The sequence below is a fragment of the Sphingobium indicum B90A genome, from assembly GCF_000264945.2.
GTDB lineage: Bacteria > Pseudomonadota > Alphaproteobacteria > Sphingomonadales > Sphingomonadaceae > Sphingobium > Sphingobium indicum.
The window spans coordinates 2,943,056-2,966,295 of sequence record NZ_CP013070.1; the positions used below are offsets into that span (position 1 = coordinate 2,943,056).

Here is a 23,240-nt window from a genome sequence, read left to right on the forward strand (position 1 = left end):
ATGGACCATATGGAATCCGAACGCCTCCGCCTCGCCTCCGAAGGCATGTATCGCCCTGAATTTGAAGGCGACGCCTGCGGCGTCGGTCTGGTCGCCGCCACGGACGGCCGTCCCAGCCGCCGCGTCGTCGCCAGCGCCATCGACGCGCTCAAGGCCGTCTGGCACCGCGGCGCGGTCGACGCAGACGGTAAGACCGGCGACGGCGCGGGCATCCATGTCGACCTGCCGGTGCGCTTCTTCGACGACGCCATCGCCGATTCCGGCCACAAGCCGTTGCCCAACCGCCTCGCCGTCGGCATGATCTTCCTGCCGCGCACGGATCTCAGCGCGCAGGAAACCTGCCGCACCATCGTCGAGGCGGAGATCATCGACGCGGGCTACACCATCTATGGCTGGCGTCAGGTGCCCGTCGACGTCTCCGTCATCGGGGAGAAGGCGCAGCGCACCCGCCCCGAAATCGAGCAGATCATGATCGCCGGTCCCATGCCGGAGGAACGCGACCAGGCCGAATTCGAAAAGGATCTCTACCTCATCCGCCGCCGGATCGAGAAGAAGGTGATCGCCGCGCAGATCCAGGATTTCTACATCTGCTCGCTCTCCTGCCGCTCGATCATCTACAAGGGGCTGTTCCTCGCGGAATCGCTGTCGGTCTTCTATCCCGACCTGCAGGACGAGCGGTTCGAGAGCCGGGTGGCGATCTTCCACCAGCGCTATTCGACCAACACCTTCCCGCAATGGTGGCTGGCCCAGCCCTTCCGCACGCTGGCGCATAATGGTGAGATCAACACCATTCGCGGCAACAAGAACTGGATGAAGAGCCACGAGATCAAGATGGCCAGCCTTGCCTTCGGCGAGCAGTCGGAGGACATCAAGCCCGTGATCCCGGCGGGCGCGTCCGACACCGCTGCGCTCGACGCCGTGTTCGAGGCGATCTGCCGCTCCGGTCGCGACGCGCCGACGGCGAAGCTGATGCTCGTCCCCGAAGCGTATCAGTCGGCCGACGCCGAACTGCCGCAGGCCCATGTCGACATGTATGAATATCTCGCCTCCGTCATGGAGCCGTGGGACGGCCCCGCCGCGCTGGCGATGACCGACGGCCGCTGGGTCGTGGCGGGCGTCGACCGCAACGCGCTGCGCCCGCTGCGCTATACGCTGACCGGCGACAATCTGCTGATCGTGGGTTCGGAAACCGGCATGGTCGTCGTGCCCGAAACCACCATCGTCAAGAAGGGCCGCATGGGTCCGGGCCAGATGATCGCCGTCGACCTGGCCGAAGGCGTGATCTACGACGATCATGAGATCAAGGACCAGATTGCGGGCGAGCGCCCCTATTCGGAACTGATCAAGGACTTCATGACGGTGGGCGATCTGGCCGACCAGCCCAGCGCTTTGGCAGCATGGGACAAGGCCGAACTTACCCGCCGTCAGGTCGCGGCCAACATGACGCTGGAGGATATGGAGCTGATCCTCGCCCCCATGGTCGAGGATGCGAAGGAAGCTGTCGGCTCCATGGGCGACGACACGCCGCTGGCCGTCATTTCCGACAAGCCGCGCACGGTCAGCCATTTCTTCCGCCAGAATTTCAGCCAGGTCACCAACCCGCCGATCGATCCGCTGCGGGAACGCTATGTGATGAGCCTGAAGACGCGCTTCTCCAACCTGCACAATATATTGGAGCAGGACGCGCAGAACAGCCATGTGCTGGTGCTGGATTCGCCGGTGCTGACTTCGTCCGAATGGGCGAAGCTGAAGGGGCATTTCGGCCCTGCGGTGGCCGAGATCGACTGCACCTTCCCGGCCGAGGGCGGGCAGGAGCAGTTGCGCGCCGCCATCGCCCGCATCCGGGAGGAAGCGGAACAGGCCGTGCGCGAGGGCCGCACCGAAATCTTCCTGACCGACGAGCATGTCAACGCCGACCGCGTCGCCATCGCCGGCGTGCTGGCGGCGGCGGCGGTGCATACGCATCTCGTCCGCAAGGGCCTGCGCAGCTATGCGTCGATCAACGTGCGCTGCGCCGAAGCGCTCGACACCCATTATTTCGCGGTGCTGATCGGCGTCGGCGCGACCACGGTGAACGCCTATCTGGCCGAAGCCAGCATCGCCGACCGCCATGCGCGTGGGCTGTTCGGCGATCTGACGCTGGACGCCTGCTTCGAACGTTATCGCATCGCCATCAACGAAGGCCTGCTGAAGATCATGTCCAAAATGGGCATCGCGGTCATCAGCAGCTATCGCGGCGGCTATAATTTCGAAGCGGTGGGCCTGTCCCGCGCCCTGGTCAACGACCTGTTCCCCGGCATGCCCGCGAAGATTTCGGGCGAGGGCTATCAGTCGCTCCACTATAGCGCGAAGCTGCGCCACGACACCGCCTATGATAGCGCCATCGTGCGCCTGCCGGTCGGCGGCTTCTACCGCCAGCGCAACGGCGGAGAGACGCATGCCTATTCGGCGCAACTGATGCACCTGTTGCAGACCTCGGTCGCGACCGACAGCTATTCGACCTATCTGCAATTCTCGCGCGGCGTGCGCGACCTGCCACCGGTCTATCTCCGCGACCTCTTGGAGTTCAACTTCGCCCGCGAAGCCGTGCCCATCGATGAGGTCGAGGCGACCACGGAAATCCGCAAGCGCTTCGTGACGCCGGGCATGTCGCTCGGCGCGCTCAGCCCCGAAGCGCATGAGACGCTGGCCATCGCCATGAACCGCATCGGCGCCAAGGCCGTGTCGGGCGAGGGCGGCGAGGATGCCAATCGCTTCAAGCCCTATGAAAATGGCGACAATGCGAACAGCGTGATCAAGCAGATCGCGTCTGGCCGCTTCGGCGTCCATGCCGAATATCTGGGTTCCGCCGAGGAAATCGAGATCAAGGTGGCCCAGGGCGCCAAGCCCGGCGAGGGCGGCCAGCTGCCCGGCTTCAAGGTGACGGAATTCATCGCGAAGCTGCGTCATGCGACGCCCGGCGTGACTTTGATCTCGCCGCCGCCGCACCATGACATCTACTCCATCGAGGATCTGGCGCAGCTCATCTACGACTGCAAGATGATCAACCCCCGCGCCCGCGTCTGCGTGAAGCTGGTCAGCCAGGCGGGCATCGGCACGGTGGCGGCGGGCGTGGCCAAGGCCCACGCCGACGTCATCCTGGTCGCGGGCCATGTCGGCGGCACCGGCGCTTCGCCGCAGACGTCGGTGAAATATGCGGGCACGCCCTGGGAAATGGGCCTTTCCGAAGCCAATCAGGTGTTGACCCTCAACGGCCTGCGCCATCGCGTGAAGCTGCGCACCGACGGCGGCCTCAAGACCGGCCGCGACATCGTGATCGCGGCGATCCTGGGCGCGGAGGAATTCGGCATCGGCACGCTGAGCCTCGTCGCCATGGGCTGCATCATGGTGCGTCAGTGCCACAGCAACACCTGTCCGGTCGGCGTCTGCGTGCAGGATGAACGGCTGCGCGAAAAGTTCACCGGCACGCCGGAAAAGGTCATCAACCTGATGACCTTCATCGCGGAGGAGGTTCGCGAAATCCTCGCCCGCCTCGGCTATCGCAGCCTGGACGAGGTGATCGGGCGGACCGAATTGCTCAAGCAGGTCAATCGCGGCGCCGAGCATCTGGACGATCTGGACCTCAACCCGATCCTCGCCAAGGTGGACGCGCCCGACGACCAGCGTCGGTTCAGCCTGACCAAATGGCGCAACCCGGTCCCGGACAGCCTGGACGCGCAGATGATGAAGGACGCCCGCGCCGTGTTCGAACGGGGCGAGAAGATGCAGCTCACCTACACGGTGCGTAACACGCATCGCGCCGTGGGCACCCGCCTGTCGGCCGCCGTGACCGAGCGTTTCGGCATGTCGACGCTGGCCGACGGCCACCTGACCGTGCGCCTGCGCGGCTCGGCCGGCCAGTCGCTGGGCGCATTCCTGTGCAAGGGCATCAAGCTGGAGGTGTTCGGCGACGCCAACGACTATGTCGGCAAGGGCCTGTCGGGCGGCATCATCACCGTGCGCACGACCGTCTCCAGCCCGCTGTCGAGCAAGGACAACACCATCATCGGCAACACCGTCCTCTACGGCGCGACCAGCGGCAAGCTGTTCGCGGCGGGGCAGGCCGGGGAGCGCTTCGCGGTCCGCAATTCGGGCGCGCAGGTGGTGGTCGAGGGCTGCGGCGCGAATGGCTGCGAATATATGACCGGCGGCACCGCTGTCATATTGGGCCGGACCGGCGCCAATTTCGGCGCGGGCATGACCGGCGGCATGGCCTTCATCCTGGACGAGGACGGCAGCTTCCCGACCCGCGCCAATCCGGAAAGCATCCTCTGGCAAAGGCTGGAAAGCGCCCATTGGGAAGCGGAGCTGAAGTCTCTGATCGCCCAGCATGCGGTGGCGACCGACAGCAAATGGTCGAACACCATATTGGACGACTGGGACCGCTGGCGCCGTTATTTCTGGCAGGTCTGCCCGAAGGAGATGGTCAGCCGCCTCTCCCATCCGCTGAGCGACGCTCCGGCGGAAGTGGTCGCCGCCGAATAAACGGCCGGTTCAGTAGGGCCGGTTCAGTAGGACATGGCGGCGTCCGCCGGGGCTTCCTCGGCGGACGTTCCGCTGTCTGGCGCCCGCGCGATCCTGACGGGTTGGAAACTGCCTTCGCCCTCCCCATCGGCGAATCTTTCGATGGAGGCAGGCAGCATCCGGACCGGCCGGGGCGGTTCGGCATGGTCGGGCGTCATTCCATCGTCCTGCGCCGCATAATCGCGCACGACAGGATCGTTCATCCCGTCCCAGCCGGCCATGTCCGCCGCCATTTGCCGGTCGGCCAGCGTCGGACCGCAGCCGTCGCAGCGGACGACGGCCGGGCCGGCCAGATTGGCCGACATCATGTCGTAATCGGCCCCGTCGGGGCTGACCGCCTGCGGCAGCACGGTTTCGGTTCCCAATCTGGGCGGCGTCGTGGCGTACAGGCCAAGGCCGAAACCGCCGGTCAGCGCAGCGCCTGCGCATGCACATGAAAATAACCAGAAGCGCGCGGACATGGGCGACCCTTCCTCTATCCTTCACTCGCTCCCCGACTTTCTCCGCCCAAAACAACGCAAATGAAGATCGGTTGTTGCATGAGGAAAAAGCCTTTGCTAAGGGCCGCCTCCTACCAAGGCACCGGCCCCGCCGGTTCCCGGAAAATGTGCGGTCGTGGCGGAATTGGTAGACGCGCAACGTTGAGGTCGTTGTGGCCGAAAGGCCGTGGAAGTTCGAGTCTTCTCGACCGCACCATTCAGTTCTCAAAGCCAACCAAATTCACCCCCTCGGGGGCGTCCCGGGGAAATGCGGCGCGGTTCCGCGGCATTTCGCGGCGCGTCCTTTCCGCCCTGAAGTCAGAGACGCGACTCCGCTCTCGGTTGGCGGGTCGAAAACGGCCGGATTCTCTGTCAAGAATAACCCGGCTTCACTGTGGATTGCTTGATGATTGGGCGATCAGGCAGCGAAGCCGAACAGCCGCTCCTGCTCAGCCCATTCGATCGGCAGGTTCGCCGCGAGGAGGAGTTGGCGATTGCAATTCCGGGGTTGGGAGCCATCGACGATCGCTTCGACAATCCGCGGGCTGAGCCACGCGATGCGCAGCAGACGAGCGAGATGGGTCCGGCACCGCCCTTCGCGCTTGCCGATCTGGTGAAGGCTGAGCTCGGGGTTGGATTGGGCAAGGTCCAGAACGGCGTGCGCGTCAGCCAGCAGTGAGAGCAAGTCGTCTTTCACGGGCCTTCCCGGCTTTCCGCCATCGATCCTCAGCTTGGCTTCGCGGAACGGCTTTCGGGCCGGAAGGGGAATGCTGAATCGCCAGCATGGCTGATTGACGAGCCCAAGAGCGGCGGGGTTGAGGATAAGATCCAGACTGCCGCTCTCCACCTTGATCAGCGCAACCAGAGATCGGAGCGCAGCCTGTGCATCGCTTGGCTGCGTCAGGCGCGCAGCGAGGAGCTTGGCTCCCCCGAACATGGCGCGGAGCAGGTCGGCCTGTTCGAAGTTCGCCAACCGACGCAAGCCATGATCATCGGCGAGCAGCCTTCCAAGGTGATGCAAAACATGCCCGTCGAGCAGGCCCTGCGTAAACCGGATCGACGGCGGATCGGCAGGGCGGGCAAGATCTTTTCGGGTCTCGTAATAGGCGTAACGGCGAGTTCCCTTGGTAGTATAAGTCGGCACGATCTGCCGTTGGTGTCGATCGACGAGCAATCCAACCAGCAGCGCGTTCTGTCGGTCATTCTTGGGCCGCTTACGCGGTGGAGCCTTCTCCCGGAGTTGCATCTGGATGCGCTCCCACAGATCCTCATCCACAATCGCCTCGTGCTCCCCGTCATGGACGTTGCCCTTATGGACAATCTTGCCCCGGTAAACCGGATTCTTGAGCAGATAGAACAGGCTGCCCCGCCGGAACGGGATGCCGCCGCGATTGGGGCCGCTCACTCGGCGCTGCACCTTGGTGACAACGCCTTCCGCACGAAGCTGCTCGAGCAAAGCCGGTACCGACCGGATCTCGAGGTAGCGTCGCATGATCGTCCTGACCCGCTCGACCTCCTCTGGCACCGGCACCAGCTTGCGCTCGACCACCTCATAGCCGAGCGGTACAGGCCCGCCCATCCACAGGCCCTTCTTCTTCGAAGCAGCGATCTTGTCGCGGATGCGCTCCCCGGTGACTTCGCGCTCGAACTGGGCAAACGACAGCAGGACGTTCAGCGTCAGCCGCCCCATGCTGGTAGTCGTGTTGAATGCCTGCGTCACCGATACGAAACTGGCCTGCTTCGCATCGAGCCGTTCGACGATCTTGGCAAAGTCGGCGAGACTGCGGGTCAGTCGGTCGACCTTGTAGACGACGATGACATCAACCATCCCCGCGTCAACATCGCCAAGCAATGCCTTGAGATCAGGGCGCTCCATGTTGCCCCCAGAGAAGCCGCCGTCGTCGTAGTGACCTGGAACGAGACTCCAGCCTTCGTGACGTTGGCTCAGGATGTAGGCTTCGCAAGCTTCGCGCTGGGCATCGAGGCTGTTGAACTCCTGCTCTAGTCCATCTTCAGTAGACTTGCGAGTGTAGACCGCGCAGCGCAGCGATTTCACTTCCTGGGCTCCGTCAGCCCGAAAAAGCGATTGCCGTTCCAATGCGTGCCGGTGATCGCCTTGGCCACAGCGGTCAGCGATCTCCAGCGTTGCCCTTTATATTCAAAGCCTTCGTCGAGCACGATCACCGTGTGGCCGACCCCATGCCAATCGCGTACCAGCCGGGTGCCCACGGTCAACTTGCGTGGCATGGGCTTCGTTGTCCTATCCTCGTTGGGCGTTGCCGCAATCTGTCGTAGCAGCGACTTGGTCGATCGTTTGACCCCGCCCAGCCGTTGTGCCTGGAACTTGTAGCCGATACCCAAGCGTAGAAGGTCAGCTGACATGTTGGGAGCAGGCGCGCCGTAGTAACGCGCCCACTCCACTTTAAGACCCTCACGTGGTAGCTCGGCAAGCCGTTCAAGAGTTATGCAGGGCCTACGGGCCATCAGACGACTTCCACGCGGTACACACGTCCCGCACCCTCCCTTTTCTCGCTAGTAATGAAATGCCCCTTCTTCCTAAGGCCGGTGAGAGCCGCGCGGGTCGAGTGGGCCAGCCATCCGGTTGCCTCCACGATCTGTTCGATCGTCGCGCCATCTGTTCGTGAGAGCAGTTCGAGGACCAGGCCGGTCTTGCTGACGTGCTGCTTGGGAGCGGATTTGATTTCGATGGTATCGGACATCGGGTGGCCTCCTGACATGGAGCGGCCCTGCGCCGCTTCCACCACCCGAGGCCCTGCCGATTGCATCGGTCAGGGCTCCAGCCGCACAGCGGCTGCGATTCAGTGAGAACACCAATGCTCGGCGTGTCACAGAAGTCGAGGGGAATGTCGGGTTCGTCGACGAACCGGAACGGCTTCTTTTAGGAGCGTTGATCAGCATAGCGGACATTCTAGGCAGCGAGCCGAAGTGTCAGCTTCGCGCCCTCTAATCGGTCGTATGGTAGGCGAACGGCCGTTCCCCAAAGCGACCACAGCTAATGTCGCTAAACTTCAGGTAGCGAACCTAGTTTCCGCCATATGCTAAATGCCAGCGATCCGTCGCTGCAATTCCACCAGGCGCGGATCGCCTTTCAGCGCGTCGATGCTGGCCAGCTTTTCGACCAGTTGCTGAACGCCGTACGGCCAGTCGGCAGCGCGTGGTGGGAGGATCGCCGACATGACAACCAGATACTCTTCTGGATTTGCGGTGACAGTTTCGTCTTGGGAGTGCATCCACCACAGGCCCAACGGGGCCGCGTTAGCTACCACAGTCAGGAGTGGAAGGATTGCCTCGGTGAGGATTGCGACATGCTCACCCCCGGTAAGAGCGATCTGCGCGAGGGCAGACATTGCGCCGCCCGATCGGACGAAACTCTGCCGCGGCCAGACCTCTTCAAGAAACGCCAGCTTGTCGGCGAGCGGATTGGGCGCGGGAGGATCCGCCGTCGCATCCTCGTGCCAACGCTGCAGCTGATTGAGCGCCATCACGCGATCGGCATCGCTAGCCGTCATTAGCGCCGCTCTCAGATCTTCGCTCGAAAGCAGCCGGTTTCCACCATCATCGTACTGGCGCCACGCCGACAAGAGTATGCCAACGATCCGTCGATAACCGTGCAGTGGCGCGCTGTCCTCTGCCATCAGGCTCAGTAGCAGCGGTCTCAATCGGGCGAACAGCTGTCGATTGACGTTGCCATAGCCGAGAAATCCAGCACGAGCCGAACGGGTCAAGCTGGCGTCGGGATTTCCCTCTAGCTTTGCCAACACATGTTCTTCGGTCCAGTCTGGGACACAGTGGTACAGGTATGCCAGCCGCATGGTGAGGATCGGAATGACGAACGCCACTTGGACGGCCGGGAGTGTCAGCAGCTGACCCGCCCGCTCCAGCCACCCAGTCTGGGTTGCAGGACGTGCGTCAGACCATTCAAGTTCCTCGAACAGGAGCTCGGTCAGTCGGCCCGCGACCGAGTTGATGGCACTCGTCACCCAGTCGGGTTCGCCGTCTGAAAGGATGCCGGATCCGGCCGCATCAGGGTGCGTTGCGACAGTTGTAGCGAGCCGATCCCAGAGCCTAAAATAGGCTTCCGGATAGGTGCACCACAGCGCTTGCCCGCGCTGTTTCAGCCAGAAGCCGGCGGATTGGAGGTTCGGGACGAGGAGGCCCTCAGGCATGGCCGCCAGTCGCAGTGCGATAAGCAGGCGGACGTGCGGCGCGTCCTTCGCGCGCGCTTCGTCCCACAAGATGTCCGACCAAGCACCGGCCGCGGCTTCGCCCCGTCGTTCGGCAAACTTTAGCGCCGCCAACGTCCGCACCGGCCGAGCCTCCATCAGGCCCTTGATCGGTTTGCGCTCGATCAATGGGCCTGCTCGCGTTCCACCGGCCGCGATAGCTGCCAGAATCTCCGACGGGGGTAGCGTGAGGAGGCTGGTGGCATCGGTGTCGATCTGCACCCAACCGGACCGATACCGCTCGCGCTCAAGTTCTGCCTCCGCACCCTCGGGTGTCCAGTCGGATAGGATCAGGCGCAGTCGCGTGATTTCGGCGCCGACGTCGATATCTGCTGTCGTCGCCAAGCCTTCACGATGCAGCCAGTATAGGCGATTGAGCGTGCCGGCCGTTCGATAGCGCCGGAAGTCGTGGCGATTGACGCCCTCCCAGGAGGGGCGGCCTTTTAGGAACCGCTTTACCACCTTGGCCCGGTCGCGATCGGCCAGATCGTTCCAACGGGCCTTGATCGCTCCAAGCAGATCCCGCTCCAGATCCGAATCCCAAAAGTGCTCCGCATCGAGCCCACGAAAAAGCGCGGCCGCCTCTCGTGCGGTTGATAGGGTCGGCTGGCCCGCCACCCAGATTCGTAATTGAGAGAAAATCGGGCTTGATGGGCGCGGGAGCAGCTTTGCTTCGGCGGTTGCGGCCTGCGGATCAAAGGCCATGAGTTTGCGCAGAGCGCCGACCAAGTAATGCGCGAAGTCCGAGGCGTGGTTTATGCCGAAATCATGTTCGTCGTCGCCACCGTTCGGCTCGAAGGGGCGCAGCATGAAATATGGTTCGCTGCGAAGTCGCGTCTCCAAGGCGACAGCGAGCGTCAAATTGCTTCGTAAGCCCTCGACATATCGGCGGAGCCATTCATCGGGAATTTCGATCTCAGGGTAGGTCGGGTAATGGACTTCCCACGCAATGAGGTTGTCGATGGACGCAGTGGGATCGATCGGTACGTCCGTCCAGGAGCGCCGTACCGCCAGTCGGGGTGCGGTTGCTTCGAATAGGCGCTGCATATGCCATTCGGACCAACCTCCGGAAGCAGTGGCGGAAGAAACGACGCCGTAGGCGGCGAGATCGTGCCCGCCATATCGCAGGTTGTTCTTTCGCTTCGCATCGACCAGGTCGCGCCAGGTCTGGCGCAACGCCGCATCGGCAGTTGGGGTTTCGAACGTTCGTTCGATCGCCTCGCTGAGCGCGGGGTGGAGATGATGCTGTTCGGCTGCCCACCACATAGCGAATGGCTGCTCGGCAACTCCGCCGAGCCAGTTGGACAAAATGAACTGCCGCGAAGAAAGTTGATGCGGATCCTGGGCACTTCCGCCGCGCATGCTCGATCGCGGTATCGCGCTGTTCGGGTAGGTGTCGGTAGGCAGCGGCTCGAGCGCCGACCACGCGCCGTCGGGGAGCGCTCGATCGCTTCTAGGATTTTGCGGGTTGCTCGGAGACGGTAGCAGATCGCTGTCGAGACCGAACTGCGCGAATGGATCGATCGCCGTCCCTTTTGGATCGATCAGTCGATCCCTCGGCGTGGCGTACCGGATCGCTGGGTCGAAGACGCCCAGCCATTGCGCGGGCGGCGTCGGCTTCGCGGCGAGAAAGGCACGAGCGCCTGCCTGGGACGATACTAAGTGCGCAATCTGACCACGTTCGAAGGGCTTCAGCGACCCCGGCGGCTGTGACGCGAGCGCGGCGATACTATTATGCCAGGCTTCCGGATCGCGAGCGCGTTCCGCCCAGAGCGTTATTGTCGACCAGAGTTGGTCGAAGCGGTCGAACGGAATGGCGGTGACGCCCTTCTGCATCCAAAGCGCGGAAGCGGCTTTCGCGGCCCCGCTTTGGAAAGCGTATAACCGATCGCCGGCATAGTTTGGCCGCAACGCCTCGAGCAGGTATTTCAACGGTGGGTCGTCCGCAGAGTACCCGACGAAGACGATGCGAAACCGCTCGATCAGCGCTTGCATGAAGCGCGTTGCCCAGCCGTCAGAAAGATAGGCTCGGCCGAAGTCGGCCGAGGAGAGAACAAACTCTTCGCTGTCGATATCGTCGTACGCGTCGTTGACCTTGCCGTGCAGGTGCACGATCCCGCGAAACCCTGTCCCCTTTGACGGATTGGGAAACAGGGGAGGGACAAGGCAATCGAGCGGCGTTGACGCAGCGGCCTCGAAAAGCAAATCGAAATTGGTCGTTACCAACCGCGTGACGCCGTCTGGTCCGCGTGAAAGGTCGAGGAGCGATCGATGCGCATCAAGAATGGCAGTCTCAGGAGGTTTAACTGCCTTTGAGACCGCGCGCCGTACATCCTGCACGGGAAAGTCGCGCTCAAGCAGTCCGAAAATCTGGTCCGTGGCGACGACACTTCCCACACCAGCGATTGCCGGGAGGTTCTGCGCGATCCCCAAGACCTGGGCGGCAGTGCTCTCGCTCGGAACGCCCAATTCGGTGATCACGCGCTGGGCGAGCTGGGGAAAGGTCGGTCCGCCTGCCTGATGCAAGGACACGCCGGATCCACAAAAAAATATGACTTGGCCGTCGTCCCGTGCATCGAGCAGGTCGCCGGGAATATCTGGGCCATCAGCAGTGAACCGCATACTGCCTTCATCACCTTTCCGCGGCTTGCCGTAAAGTCAATCGTTTATTTCGGTCAACCTCTGTAACAACGGCTGATCATTCGATTGTCGCACGGCTGATATGGCAACGTCCATGTCTTAGCAGGCACGGAAGTCCAGGATTTCCCTGATCCGTCGATGGCTGGAGCGTTGCGCCTACTCAGTTAGTCGTCCGGCTAAAGTCTGCATTAGATACTTGGTTGAATCGAAGACCCTTACAGCGTCATCCTCTTCGTATCGGGTGCGACCGTGCATCGCGTGGTTGCGCCAGGCATTCTTGACGGCGCGCAGCTGAAGTGCGGCCTCTGACGCCCAACGTTCCGCCTCATCCCCGTCCACGCCTTTGTGGATTTCGCGCAGGCGTGCCTCAATCTGATTCAAAGTGGCGTTCCAATTGGCTTTCGGCGTGACGCCAACCCAAGCGGCGAGTGCACCGAGCGCGGGCTCCAGAGCGCGCATCAAATGGGTAACACAAGCGGTCCAGAGACCCGCTGCCCGGCACCGGCCTGCGTCCGCTATTTCGGCGGATGCGGTTGGAAATGCCTCCTCAACCTGCTCGCCAAATAGCGGTCGCTCGGGTGCGGCGTAGGCTGCATGTCCTGGTGCGAGCGTCATCAACGCCAGCGAGCAGGCTTCGGTAGCGAATACAGTCGAAACTCGCTCGCCGTAGTTCGCAAGTCGCTGCAACTCGTGAGCCGACAGTGGCCGGTTGACCGCAATCTGAGCGAAGGCGTCGTCCCACTCTGCCTCTATGACGCCCAGCGAGGTCCTCATCGACAGGTCCGAAGCCGCCTCCTTCAGGAGCTCTACGCTTTTCATGAACCCCACCCGAGTCTCGAAGGGAATTGCTGCCGGAGCGATATGTCCCTCGAGCTGCTGAAGCAGACGCCACTCCGATATAGCCCCGCCGATATAGCTCATCGGCTTTAGTAGCTTGTTGGCCTCGATTCGTTTCATGGCGAGTGGCTTAGCTCCCTTTGTATTAATGGCCCGTCGGCAACGCACCTTAGAATTGGTCGTCAGCATGATCCTGCGCGTTCCCAAAATTTTGGCACTCGGCACTCAGTCTTAGGTAGCGGTTGGTACGGCCAACATTAGTCATACCGAGCTCGATCGCGCGAACGATCGGCGTGCCTGCCGACGCTGCGAGCGCCGGAGCAATCGCCGGCGGCGCGGTTGCGCGGTTTTACGGAAACGATTGTCGATCTCGTCGAACGTTTGCCGCGCCAGATACAGATCGAGGTCCATCAACTGTTCGAACAGGGCTGTGCCCGTTTCGCGGGATGCTTCCCCTGCGCGATGGAGGGTGATCGCAAGGTCGACTAGATCCGGTACGACGGCTGAGTGGCCGGTGCGCAAGTCGGCCAACCGTGCCCGCTGCGCCTCCACGAGGTGATTGGCGATGCGGCCAACCAACGTCGCATTGTGCGGCAGCAAACTCGATAGACCGGACACAACGAACATCGGATCCGCTTCGACCGTTGCGGGAAGATGATCGGCCATTGCGCTCAGCAAGGCGGTTGTCTGCGGGCCAGGATGGAGTTCGTCGAGCTGCCGGAACAGGTCGAAGAATATCTCCCAGCCGCGGGCATCCATCATTGGCATCGCCGCCACCAGCCACGCTGTGGCGGGGTCCTGAGCCTTTTCCTCGCGCCAGACATTGACCGCCGATTCGATGGCGCCATGCACGGCATGCAGCGGTGCATTGGCCTCGAGCAAGGCTTGGAATTCGTTCGTCGCCCACTCCTGGTCGGGCTGAACCAGCGCAATGAGGCCGACCAGCTCGCCGAAATAGCGCTGAATGCGGGCGCTCCCCGATGCCTTGGCGGGCAAGATCAAATCGGCGACCAAGGCAGGATGCGACCAATGTAGATGCCCCAACAGGAACGCGGCCTCGCGGCTGCCTACCAAAGCAGGGTGACGTGCAAAGAGCACCCGGATGAATTCGGCGAGCCGCCTGGGATCCTCGGGGTGGATCTGCAGCATGTGGTAGACGAGCGCCTGCCAGATCTCGGTCGTCTCCTGCCTTTCGAGATGGCGCTCGAACAAGGTGATCAGTCCCTCCGGGTCGCCACGCTTCAGATAGACGTCCATGAGCGCATCCAGGATCGGGTAGTTGCCATGCGGCAGCATCACCATTCCGTAGGAGTCCCAGAGCAGCGAACGGTCATGTTCGGTTTCGGCTTCGGCCGCTGCATGCGGGTCGCTGGCAGGCTGATCGTCGGTATCCTCGGAATGCGGTTCGTCGGATACCGGAAGCGCAAGCCAATGTTCGAGGATTGCGACCACATCGCTCGGGATCAGGAAGTTGCGCGATACGAGCCGTGCTACGGCACCGGCGCATGACCCGCGAAACTCCTCGCTGTCGAAACCGCGCGCGACCGTGTTTCGCAGCAAGTCGCAGACGAGTACGGCGTCTGCGCTTTCCGCCATGGCCGCGATCGCATAGCCCGCCGCTCGCGTGCCCGTCTCGGCGGTCAGGTCGCGCAGCACAGCCGCGGCGCGCTCGGGTGCCTCGCGCGCGAAGCTGGCGAATTCACGCGCGAGCTGGATATTGCCCCCTTCCATTCGGCGGTTGGGATGATTCCAGCCGGTCGCGTCAGGCATTTCTTCAAAGGCGCGGACGATGTCGGCCTGGCTGGCCTGCGCGAGTGACTCCGAAGAGATCGGCGATCCGATCATCTGCACGCCGGAATAGGTCGCGCCGACGAGGCGGTCGGCGAACACCCGCGCTTGCTCCTGGATAAAGCGCTGTGCCGTATCGGACAGGCGATCTTCTGGCAGCGCGCGAAGCAGCCCAAGTTTCGCCTGCCGGAGGATCGACAACACTGCCCGGCGTGATTCGACCGGGGGCGTGCCCTTGCCGGCATAGTCGGGACCATGGTCGAGGACATGCTGTTCGAATGCTCGCAGCTGCTCGTCACTCCAGTACGGGCTAGCGGCGGTGATCAGGCGCTTTGCCGTGCGCGACTGATCTTCGAAATTGCCGATATGTAGCCGGTTGGCGTCTGCCATGAGGAAGGAGAAGGCGGTGTCCGCGAAGCATTCCGCTTGGCTGGCGAGGACATGCGCGAACAGCCTCTGTGCCGGCGCCGCTTGGAGTCCTTCATCCTTGGCGATCCAGGCGCGAACCGCATCAGGATCGCGATCGGCCAATGTTTCGAGCGCGACCCGCAACCCGCTGAGCAAGGTCGGTTCGGGCAGCCCAAAGCTGTTCTCGTCGGTGAAGCGGAAATCGAGGCCATAATTGAGCGGAAAGCCCGGTGACCAGCGCTGGCTGCTATCCACTTCGGCAAGCGCGGCCATAACCCGCTTCAGCCACGGCCATAGCGTATCGACGACGAGTCGCGGATGCATCTCGGCAAGCGCCTCGAGACTATCCCATTCGCGCTCGTCTTCGACGAGACGACGCAGGGGATCACTCGGCGAGTTGTGGACGCGCCACACGATCGCCGCTTCGGACATTTCGTCCTTGGGCGCGGTCAGCGCGCGCCGCCGGTTGGATTCGGCGACAGCCGCTTCCAACGAGCGATCGAGCACGCCCTCGACAAGTGCCAGCGCATATGCGGGCTGGTCGGCCCCGACCGTCGCAACGATATTGTCGAGAAAGAAGGGCGCCATGCCCGTGCGGCGCGCCATAACGACCACCATCTGCGCGATGCGATCGTCCCAGACCGGGCACTCGACCAGCACCTGCATCGCGCCGTTGTCGAACGCTGGATCAGGCAACCAGCGTACCTCTATCATGTCGACCACCGCATCCGTGGCGAACCGCGCGCCCTGGCTCAGAATATACTGTGCCAGGCCCGCTTCATCGGACCGCGTCATCATCGGCGCTATCACGCTTTTCCCGAGGCGCTTGAACCAGCCCGGGCTTCCTGCGATCGAGCGCAGGGCGGCTGTCCGTGTCCGCTGTTGGTCAAGCGCCTGAACCAAGATCAGTTCTTCAAAGTCGAGCGGTTCGTTCTGCTGTCCAAGAAACTCGACGAGAAGTTGCCGCAGATGCGATCGCAGCGTGGGCTGATTCCAGATCGCCTCGATCTCGCGGCGATAAGCTTGTAGTTCGACGCCGCGCAGATAGCTTAAGGCTGCCCATAATTTCGGGCGCAGGAACAGCGACCCACTGCGCTGCAACACGAATTGCGACAGCGCGACCGCACCGCGCGCGAACGCGCGCGCCAAGGCATGCTCGAACAAAGTTTGATGCGCGAAGCCAATCGTTCCCGGCCCGTGTGCGGTCAATATCCCGAGCGCCTTGAGTGTCTCAATGTCCTCGTGGCGGTCGTCGAACCGCACCTGGGCCAGCCAGAGTACCTCTTCGTCCGCCATGATATTCGCGATTTCGGCGAGCAAGCCGTCGAGCTGCGACCCGCGCGGATGCGCCACCACCTGCGCGCGCCACATGGCGTCGAGCATAGCCTGATAGGTCGCGAAGGGCGCGGCCCCGCTCGTCGGAAGCAGCCGCAAGAAGGTCGCCAGCGCTTGCGGCTTCAACATGACGTCGCGCGCATCCGCTGGCCAGCCATCGGAAAGGACCCCATGGGAGGCCAGGATGGCGGAGATGTCCTCCCATAGCGGCGGCGCAAGAACCAGCTCTTCGGCCTGTATCGTGCGGAGCCGTACATCGTGGCGGAACTCGAACTCGCGCGACGATAGCACGATATGGACGTTGCGAAATCCGCTGAGCTTGCGCACGAGGTTCATCAGCACGTTCAGCCGGTCGGTGCGCAAATCGACATAGCCAGCCAGCGCATCAAGCTGATCGATGACCAGAACTACCGGGCGCAACGCCGCGATTTTGTGGATGGCGGCCGATACGGCTTGGTCGAGACCGAGCGCTTGTCCAAGATCGGCGTCGGACGCCAGCGTCGCCGGGAGGAGATCTGCCTTGATCGCCAGTACCGGCCACCCAAGTGCGCCGAGCTGCAGCGCGACGTCGGCGAGGATGGCCGATTTGCCGCCGCCTGGCACGCCGAGAAGCACCGTCGTGCTCTGCTCGCTGGTGCGCAGACGGTCGACGAGTTCCGCGCTCTCAGGCCGGGCGATCCATTCGCCGTCGGGTAGAGTGCGGGGCCAGTTAAGGAGGCCCGCTGAGAGCGCGGGCAACCGGCTTTCGAGCGCTTGAATGGCCCGGTAATCGGCTTCCGAGACGGTGCCCTTGAGCGCGAGCTGGTGTTCGTTCGCCAGAGCCTCGCGCAACAGCGTCTGATCGAATTGAGCAGGATCGTCGCCACCCTCGACGATCAGCCGCACAGATCCCTTTTCGAGTCCGACCAGTTTAAGATTGGGGTTGCCGGTCTTCTGGCGGAGCGTTTCGAGAATCCGCTCGATCGCTTCTTCGGAAAGGTTCTCGAGTTCGGCATCGAGATTGAACACGGTGCGGCCCACCGCCGCCGTTACCGCCGGGGCGGGTAGGGCTAGGGTATCACCCAACGGCTTCAAAGCCGCCGAACTTGGCTTCTGGCGGCTGCTCCATTCGTCGAGCAGCCGCACCCCGAAAGCGGCGGCGTGCATCGCGGCGACCGGCTGGTAGATTGCATCGTCTTCCGGATTTTTGTCTTGGCGCATGTCCGAAATGCCCCGGATCACCATGATTGGCGTGCCGGTGGTCTCCGCTGCGAGTGCCGCGCCAAAGCCTTCCATCTCGAGGGCATGCGCATCCTGATAATGGGATTCGATGTTCTTCTCGAGCTCGCTTGTGACATCGGCGGATACCGCCTCGACGGTCACAATGCTGGCAAGCTTGGCGATCGGCGTGAACAGGAAATCATATTTGGGATCGGAAGGACGCTGCCAGCCCTTGGTCGGCAGGATCCGGTCCTGCCATCCATCTTCGCGAATGACCCAGGTCGCTAGCATTTTGAGGTCCTTGCCGATATTGTGCAGCCGTGCGCGATTGTGGAAACTGCCACCCTCATATTTGCCGACATGCGGGTAGTAGATTCGATCCGAGGCGATGACGCTGCCAATCGGGATGTCCTTTTTCCGCGACGCCGCGACGCCGATGAATAGGATCAGCTCGAACGGCTTGAACATCTGGGTAGCGTAGATCACCGCGCTTTGCGCGACATGCGTGCCCGCGCCGCATTCGGCGACGACCACCAGCCACCCTTGCGCGCTCTCGTCATCGCATTTGCCGCCGCAGCGATATTCATAGCAGTCGTAGAAGAGCTGATCGTCGCCAACACAGGTTCCGATCTCGGTAAAATGCTCGCGTACCGCGTCCCGCTCTAGCGGCAGCGCGGTGACAATGAGCACCCGCCGTAACCCGCGGGCGTCTGCATTTTTGAGGATGGCGGCTGATTCGTCCACGGTTCGTTCTGCTTGCCGGTCTGGATGGACCTAATCAAGTATCATAACCAGAGCCGAACAAATTGAGCGAACGTCGAAGCGTTGCGACCAATTCCCTCTTAAATTGCATTTCCTCACCGATCGACCACAAGACCGTTGTACAATGATTGGTGTCAAAGTGGGTCTTGGTATTGTCGAACTTTCCGCGCTCGCACAAATATATGACTGGCTTGCCAAGTCCTTCGGCGTAACCCGCCTCCCAATATGCGCCAGCGTTGTCGTGCGTGAGGTCCACCAGAATGAAGGCTGCGTCGCGGATTTGCTCACGCATTAAATTGTCAATTACCCCTGCGCGCGAGACATTGCGCAGGTCGACCACCGTATAACTGAGCGCCGCCGCGACTTCCGGTTTGATGACGTCCTCAACAAGGGCTTCGAGCGTCGCGTCGCCGAATTTCATCGCCATGAACCCATAGCGGCCCGCGATCTGGCCCCGCCGCTCCGCTTCGTAGCGCTCCCATCCTTCCAGTGAGAGGCCATAGAGCATCCCGCTCAACACCCCGACGCCGCGCGGGTTATCGCGTTGCGCTTTGCCCATAGACACCAGGATTTTTTGTTCGATTAGTTCACGGACAAGCTGATCGAACATTTGCTGGTTGAACGAGCCGATCAGCGGCGCGTCGAGAATGCCGTCGAGAAAATGTCCCTCGCCAGTCTCGGCGACGGCGTCGCCAATGATACGGATGAGGTTGACCGCCTGCATTGCCGGACTCGGCAACTTCGCCGTGCGGACGAAATGCTGCATCCAGCTATCCGTCAGCAAGGGGCGTCCTTGGCTGCGGTCGGCGTTTCGCACTTGGTGCGCAAGCGCCGCGCGCTGGCGGGCATTGAACCGCGTGGTCTTGCCGAACCAGTTTACCAGCGTGGTCCGCGCGACCTCATAGTCGCCGCATGCCTCGCAGGCGAAACCCAGGCCATCGCGACCACCAAGCGAAAAGGTGGAGCTCGCGGCACCGGCTACACCTTCGCAGATCGCGCAGCGCTCGGAAGTGTTTCCAGTCATTCCAGCCAATCCTCGATGTGTCTGAGCGCACCCACAGGGACCGCTAGGGTCGGTCGATGCATCGGGTCGAGTCTGCCATCATTGGCTGCCTTCGGCGACTCTTGAAACCGGCACCGCACGATTTTGTCGTGACGTGATCGCGAAAGATCGATGACTCTTATCCGCCGCTTCACGCTCGCTCGGCGTGCCGCTGCCCATGGTCAGCCGCGGCGTGTCAGACCTGGAAGCCCATTTGCGCGCCCAGGTGGTGATTCGTACCAGCCGCAAGTTGCTGCTGACCGACGTCGGCCGGCCTCGCAGCGATAATCAGCTGAATTGATTGAGCCATTTGTCTACTGAAATCTTGGATCGCGCTGAATTAACGAACGGAAGGTTTCGACGTCAGATTCAATGGGCAGGAGCGGCCGCTATGTCGGCGGCAGCCGCTGTTAAGGAGGCTGGCCTCAACAGAAAATTCCGCACCCAACTCATTTGATACGGCCGCCTTGCTCGGCTGCGTCCGGGGCTATGATCCAATAATAACAGTGATAAGGACGGCGGATGGAAGACCCTTTTGCTCATCCGGTGCTGAAACAGCTGACCCTTTCCAGAAGCGATATGGAAGCGTTGGCGGGGAAACCGCACACAGTGGTCGAATGCGAACTCGTTCGGGTCGATCTTTCTGGTCTGGATCTGTCGCAATGGTCGTTCGAAAAATGTGACCTTCGGGAGGCCGATTTTCATGGAGCGAAACTGGAACGCTCCACGTGGCGGTCATGTCGCGCTGCCTTCGCCTCATTCGCCGGCTGCGACCTGTCCGAAGCGTCCTTCACCAATAGCGATTTCAACAATGTCACGCTCAAACGCAGCAATCTTGACGGCGCAAAAGTCGTGGGGTGCAAGTTCACGGGCGCAGATTTGACTGACGTGAGGGCGTTGGAGATCCGGTTCGAGGAAACCTTGCTCATAAATGCCAAGATGCCCGGGCGCGATTTTCGGAAAGCCACGCTGGCGCGCCTGGATTTTTCGCAAGCTGACCTGCGCAAATGTGATTTTCGCCATGCCACCTTCAACAATTGCAGTTTGCGTGATGCGCTGCTGGATGCCGCACGATTTGACGGTGCCGATCTGCGCGGTGCGGACCTTGGCGGCATCCGGCTTGGAGATGCATTACAGTTCCGCGGTGCAACAATCTCAAACGTGCAGGCAAGTCAGCTTCTGAGTGAGCTCGGACTGAAAGTCCGCTGACGTTCCAGATTGCCCCACAACACAAGTCACGGCTGCGCCGATATTTTCCAAGCCTTGAACGTGATGAACGATTGGCCGCTATCGGGGGCGCTACCGTCGGTGGCTACGTCTCCTAAGTTGGCGGATGCAGCCGCCTTGGCAGATGCAGCTGAATGTCTGGTTTCCCCGGTTCTCCTCCCGAAACTGGCCTGCGGGGAAATTCCCATCCTGTGGAGCAGGGACTGGATGCTGGGTACAGGTATAAACATGCTCACATGTCGCCAGTGAAATGTGATCGGATCAGCGAATTCCGTAACAAAGGCAGTACAGAGAGAAACAGGACTCCGCTGAGCATTCCGCCCTCTAGCGGCGTCGATTGGGAATTCCCCGCCGTCGGCGCATCCGCCGGCAAGTCGGTCTAATTATCGCCTATCCAAAATCTGCCTGACCAACGGCGTGGGATCGGCTGCTGGATTACGCCAGTCAGCGCGGCCAGGATGGGTTACAGTGATGACAGCGCGGCCATTGATGGCTTGATGAGCCTCGCTCTTCCATCCCCTTGCGTTCTGTTCACGAAATTCGCCGATGGGGCGGTTGGCCCGAATCTGTTCCCGTACCCACTTGCCAGCTGTTGCTCCAAAGCAGACGACAACCTCGACGCCCAGGTGGTCGATAACAGCCTGATGGACTGGCCAGCACAACTGGAGAAGCCTTGCCTTCTCGGTTCGCAAGGCGGCTTCGTCCCTTGACCTCACGAACACCACATTGCTTGCAGGTGTAAGACGCGGGTCGCAGCCAAGCTCCTTCAGCATATGCAGGACGCGTGGTTGCATGCCCCAGGTTCCGGGCGCAGCGCCTTGCCAACTATCATCCAGATAGGCCGACCATGGGCGAGGGCGATCCCTGAAATCAGTCAAGGCCTTGCCTATGGTGTCTTGCCGCTGCAGATCTGGGTCACCCCCCGGGTTGAGCCCCAGAAGGTAAAGCTGCCTTCTGCCGGCGAAGGCCTCCCTTCCCGTATAGAACAGTGAGCCAGACCGCTCGATCAACCAGGGCGGGAGAGAAGCGAGAGCTTGATCGATGGAAACGGGTCTCGTCGGAGCTGAGTTCACCCGATGCACGGGATGGTTGGGAATCGGCTTTGGCGTGGTCACTGCGCGCTTCTCCCTTGCGGTGGGTGTATGTATGGATGTTGGAACTTTCGACGGCTTGGTCCTGGACAGGACAAGCCCAATGATGATCAGAACGACGAAGGCGATGAACAGGAATAAGGGCCACCCCCCGTCCTCGAAGATCCTCGTGACAAACATGATTACCGCGAGGAATCCGCCCAATCTGAAATATGCAGTGATGGATCTCATTCGACATCCCCCTCGCCGACCTTGCCCTTGTCGGCCCGCTCACGGCTTTCGGACCATGAATCCAGAAGTGATCGCTTCGCCGGATCCACAATCTGCCTGATCCGATCACGGTGCCCACGAACGGCATTGGCCATGTTCTCGATGTCTTGTTCCAGGATCCGGTCGAGACGCTGCTCCGGAAGGGAAGCCCGATCCGCGAAAAGAAGATTGCGCTCTATCATGGCAGCGATCGTGATATCCGGAGCATTGGATGCATATTCGAGCGTCCCGGGCTCCACGTCGAGGATCGGGTCCCAGCACCGCTCGTCGTTGCCTCCGATACGGCCGTGAAAATCATCGAACGAGGTCGTCGCGATCTCGTCGAAGGCCTTGGTGCCTAGAGGGGCAAACAGGACCCTTCCTGCCAACCCTTCAGCGAAGTCCGGAAAGAAGGGACCAAGGGTTGCTCCAGCCAGGTCCGAGCCGGCAACCGGCAATGAATAGGTGGTCTCTCGATCAGAATCATCGAAGTGGCTGACAATTACTTGCGCCCATCGATAAAGGGCCAACGAAGGCCGTAGATCGGAATTTGGTATGATGGCCAGACCATACTGTGCCCAAGGCATCAGGTACGATTTGGCTCCTTCTACTTGAAAATCAGAAAAGGTGCCCTTGAAGAATTCAAGCCACGCATCACGCTGATCAACAAATTGATCGACGTTGATCGCTCCTGCGGAGCCTCCTACGAGATCCCCGCAAATCATTGCGCGAGGGATCTGTCCGAAAATGGTCGGCCACTCGGGAAGCTCGGCACGAAACCAGGAGAGGATCGGTTCATCTGAATGCGAAAGGTTTCCCACCGTGCCCAAGTCCAATTGACTTTGCACGAGATAGGCAAAAAGCCCCTCCATATCCCGATGTGCCGACAATCTTGTCTGGAGCGCTTCCATCAGGGAGTGGAACTCGGCGAGCCAGCTCCCTTCGGAATATTCCGAGGGTCCGCCAGATGGTCTTATCCGCGAACCATTGACGGCATCCAGAAGCAGATCATCTCGGGAAATTGCCAGTGCCTCGGCGCAGCGCGCAATCACGTTGATCCAATGCAGCCCATTCTTGTTGAGCGGACTGGCAGTGAAGTCCCGGCTTTCTCCATTCCAAGAAAATCGCGGGCGATTCTTCGCCGACGGATGCTCGGAGCCACCGATGATTTCTCCGATCCTGCCGGATCGCAGCCCCAGTTTCTCCACCTCGGCCAGATAGCCATGCACTTTCCTTGCAAGATGCATGAACACATCATTGTCCCTGCGCCTGAGCCCGCGCATCTCTCGCTCTATGCGGTCGACCTCCAGGGACAACGAAGAGACGCGATTGCTCCCCGAAGATGGAAAGGCGATGATCTTGCCGTCGGACATGA

Annotated in this window: 12 protein-coding genes, 1 tRNA gene and 1 pseudogene; 4 read left to right on the forward strand and 10 right to left on the reverse strand. The window is 61.6% G+C overall.

Translation table 11 applies throughout. The features are described 5' to 3' along the window. Entirely contained in the window at positions 1-4,524 is a 4,524-nt protein-coding gene (gene gltB, locus SIDU_RS14395; protein ID WP_007686726.1) for a glutamate synthase large subunit, read from the forward strand. Between the two features lie 23 nt (positions 4,525-4,547). Here gltB and SIDU_RS14400 read toward each other — a convergent pair whose 3' ends face one another. Beyond that, on the reverse strand, positions 4,548-5,024 hold the full coding sequence (locus SIDU_RS14400) for a hypothetical protein (RefSeq protein WP_007686728.1): 477 nt from the start codon (positions 5,022-5,024) through the stop codon (positions 4,548-4,550). A 148-nt stretch (positions 5,025-5,172) separates the two neighbouring features. Between SIDU_RS14400 and SIDU_RS14405 the strand changes: the two genes are divergently transcribed. Next, positions 5,173-5,259: transfer RNA gene (locus SIDU_RS14405), tRNA-Leu, on the forward strand. Between the two features lie 201 nt (positions 5,260-5,460). Here SIDU_RS14405 and SIDU_RS14410 read toward each other — a convergent pair. The 7 genes from SIDU_RS14410 to SIDU_RS14440 all read right to left on the reverse strand — a co-directional run bounded on the left by SIDU_RS14410 (position 5,461) and on the right by SIDU_RS14440 (position 19,280). Then, on the reverse strand, positions 5,461-7,098 hold the full coding sequence (locus SIDU_RS14410) for a recombinase family protein (protein ID WP_007686730.1): 1,638 nt from the start codon (positions 7,096-7,098) through the stop codon (positions 5,461-5,463). Further along, on the reverse strand, positions 7,095-7,526 hold the full coding sequence (locus SIDU_RS14415) for a DUF2924 domain-containing protein (protein ID WP_050983549.1): 432 nt from the start codon (positions 7,524-7,526) through the stop codon (positions 7,095-7,097). Before SIDU_RS14415 ends, SIDU_RS14410 begins: the two co-directional genes overlap by 4 nt. Further along, on the reverse strand, positions 7,526-7,762 hold the full coding sequence (locus SIDU_RS14420; protein ID WP_007686733.1) for a DUF3489 domain-containing protein: 237 nt from the start codon (positions 7,760-7,762) through the stop codon (positions 7,526-7,528). Before SIDU_RS14420 ends, SIDU_RS14415 begins: the two co-directional genes overlap by 1 nt. Before the next feature lie 339 nt (positions 7,763-8,101). Further along, positions 8,102-11,908 (reverse strand): SIR2 family protein, encoded by a 3,807-nt coding sequence (locus tag SIDU_RS14425; RefSeq protein ID WP_007686735.1) that lies wholly within the window; start codon positions 11,906-11,908, stop codon positions 8,102-8,104. Positions 11,909-12,082: 174 nt separating this feature from the next. Continuing rightward, complete coding sequence (locus tag SIDU_RS14430; protein WP_007686737.1) at positions 12,083-12,883, reverse strand: hypothetical protein; 801 nt, start codon at positions 12,881-12,883, stop codon at positions 12,083-12,085. Between the two features lie 141 nt (positions 12,884-13,024). After that, positions 13,025-18,238, reverse strand: a complete 5,214-nt coding sequence (locus SIDU_RS14435) for a phosphorylase family protein (protein ID WP_007686738.1) — start codon at positions 18,236-18,238, stop codon at positions 13,025-13,027. Positions 18,239-18,272: 34 nt separating this feature from the next. Next, positions 18,273-19,280 carry a hypothetical protein gene (locus SIDU_RS14440; RefSeq protein ID WP_007686740.1) on the reverse strand — a complete coding sequence of 336 codons (1,008 nt, stop codon included), beginning with the start codon at positions 19,278-19,280 and terminating at the stop codon, positions 18,273-18,275. A 169-nt stretch (positions 19,281-19,449) separates the two neighbouring features. Here SIDU_RS14440 and SIDU_RS14445 point away from each other — a divergent pair. Further along, a pseudogene (locus SIDU_RS14445) lies at positions 19,450-19,599 on the forward strand (helix-turn-helix domain-containing protein); the annotation flags it as partial. A 221-nt stretch (positions 19,600-19,820) separates the two neighbouring features. Continuing rightward, positions 19,821-20,507: a pentapeptide repeat-containing protein gene (locus SIDU_RS14450; RefSeq protein ID WP_007686744.1), complete on the forward strand. Its 687-nt coding sequence runs from the start codon at positions 19,821-19,823 to the stop codon at positions 20,505-20,507. A gap of 401 nt (positions 20,508-20,908) precedes the next feature. On the opposite strand, the gene SIDU_RS14455 is transcribed toward SIDU_RS14450, so the two are convergent. Together SIDU_RS14455 and SIDU_RS14460 are read right to left on the reverse strand one after the other, a co-directional pair. Beyond that, entirely contained in the window at positions 20,909-21,847 is a 939-nt protein-coding gene (locus SIDU_RS14455; RefSeq protein WP_007686746.1) for a tryptophan synthase subunit beta, read from the reverse strand. Continuing rightward, complete coding sequence (locus SIDU_RS14460) at positions 21,844-23,238, reverse strand: hypothetical protein (RefSeq protein WP_007686748.1); 1,395 nt, start codon at positions 23,236-23,238, stop codon at positions 21,844-21,846. Before SIDU_RS14460 ends, SIDU_RS14455 begins: the two co-directional genes overlap by 4 nt. Positions 23,239-23,240: the final 2 nt, after the last annotated feature.

Excerpts from the sequence above, each read along its gene's own strand:
- SIDU_RS14400 (WP_007686728.1), bottom strand. The coding sequence starts at position 5,024 with ATGTCCGCGCGCTTCTGGTTATTTTCATGTGCATGCGCAGGCGCTGCG.
- SIDU_RS14425 (WP_007686735.1), bottom strand. The coding sequence starts at position 11,908 with ATGCGGTTCACTGCTGATGGCCCAGATATTCCCGGCGACCTGCTCGAT.
- SIDU_RS14460 (WP_007686748.1), bottom strand. The coding sequence starts at position 23,238 with ATGTCCGACGGCAAGATCATCGCCTTTCCATCTTCGGGGAGCAATCGC.
- SIDU_RS14430 (WP_007686737.1), bottom strand. The coding sequence starts at position 12,883 with ATGAAACGAATCGAGGCCAACAAGCTACTAAAGCCGATGAGCTATATC.
- SIDU_RS14420 (WP_007686733.1), bottom strand. The coding sequence starts at position 7,762 with ATGTCCGATACCATCGAAATCAAATCCGCTCCCAAGCAGCACGTCAGC.
- SIDU_RS14440 (WP_007686740.1), bottom strand. The coding sequence starts at position 19,280 with ATGACTGGAAACACTTCCGAGCGCTGCGCGATCTGCGAAGGTGTAGCC.
- SIDU_RS14455 (WP_007686746.1), bottom strand. The coding sequence starts at position 21,847 with ATGAGATCCATCACTGCATATTTCAGATTGGGCGGATTCCTCGCGGTA.
- gltB (WP_007686726.1), top strand. The coding sequence starts at position 1 with ATGGACCATATGGAATCCGAACGCCTCCGCCTCGCCTCCGAAGGCATG.
- SIDU_RS14415 (WP_050983549.1), bottom strand. The coding sequence starts at position 7,526 with ATGGCCCGTAGGCCCTGCATAACTCTTGAACGGCTTGCCGAGCTACCA.
- SIDU_RS14450 (WP_007686744.1), top strand. The coding sequence starts at position 19,821 with ATGGAAGACCCTTTTGCTCATCCGGTGCTGAAACAGCTGACCCTTTCC.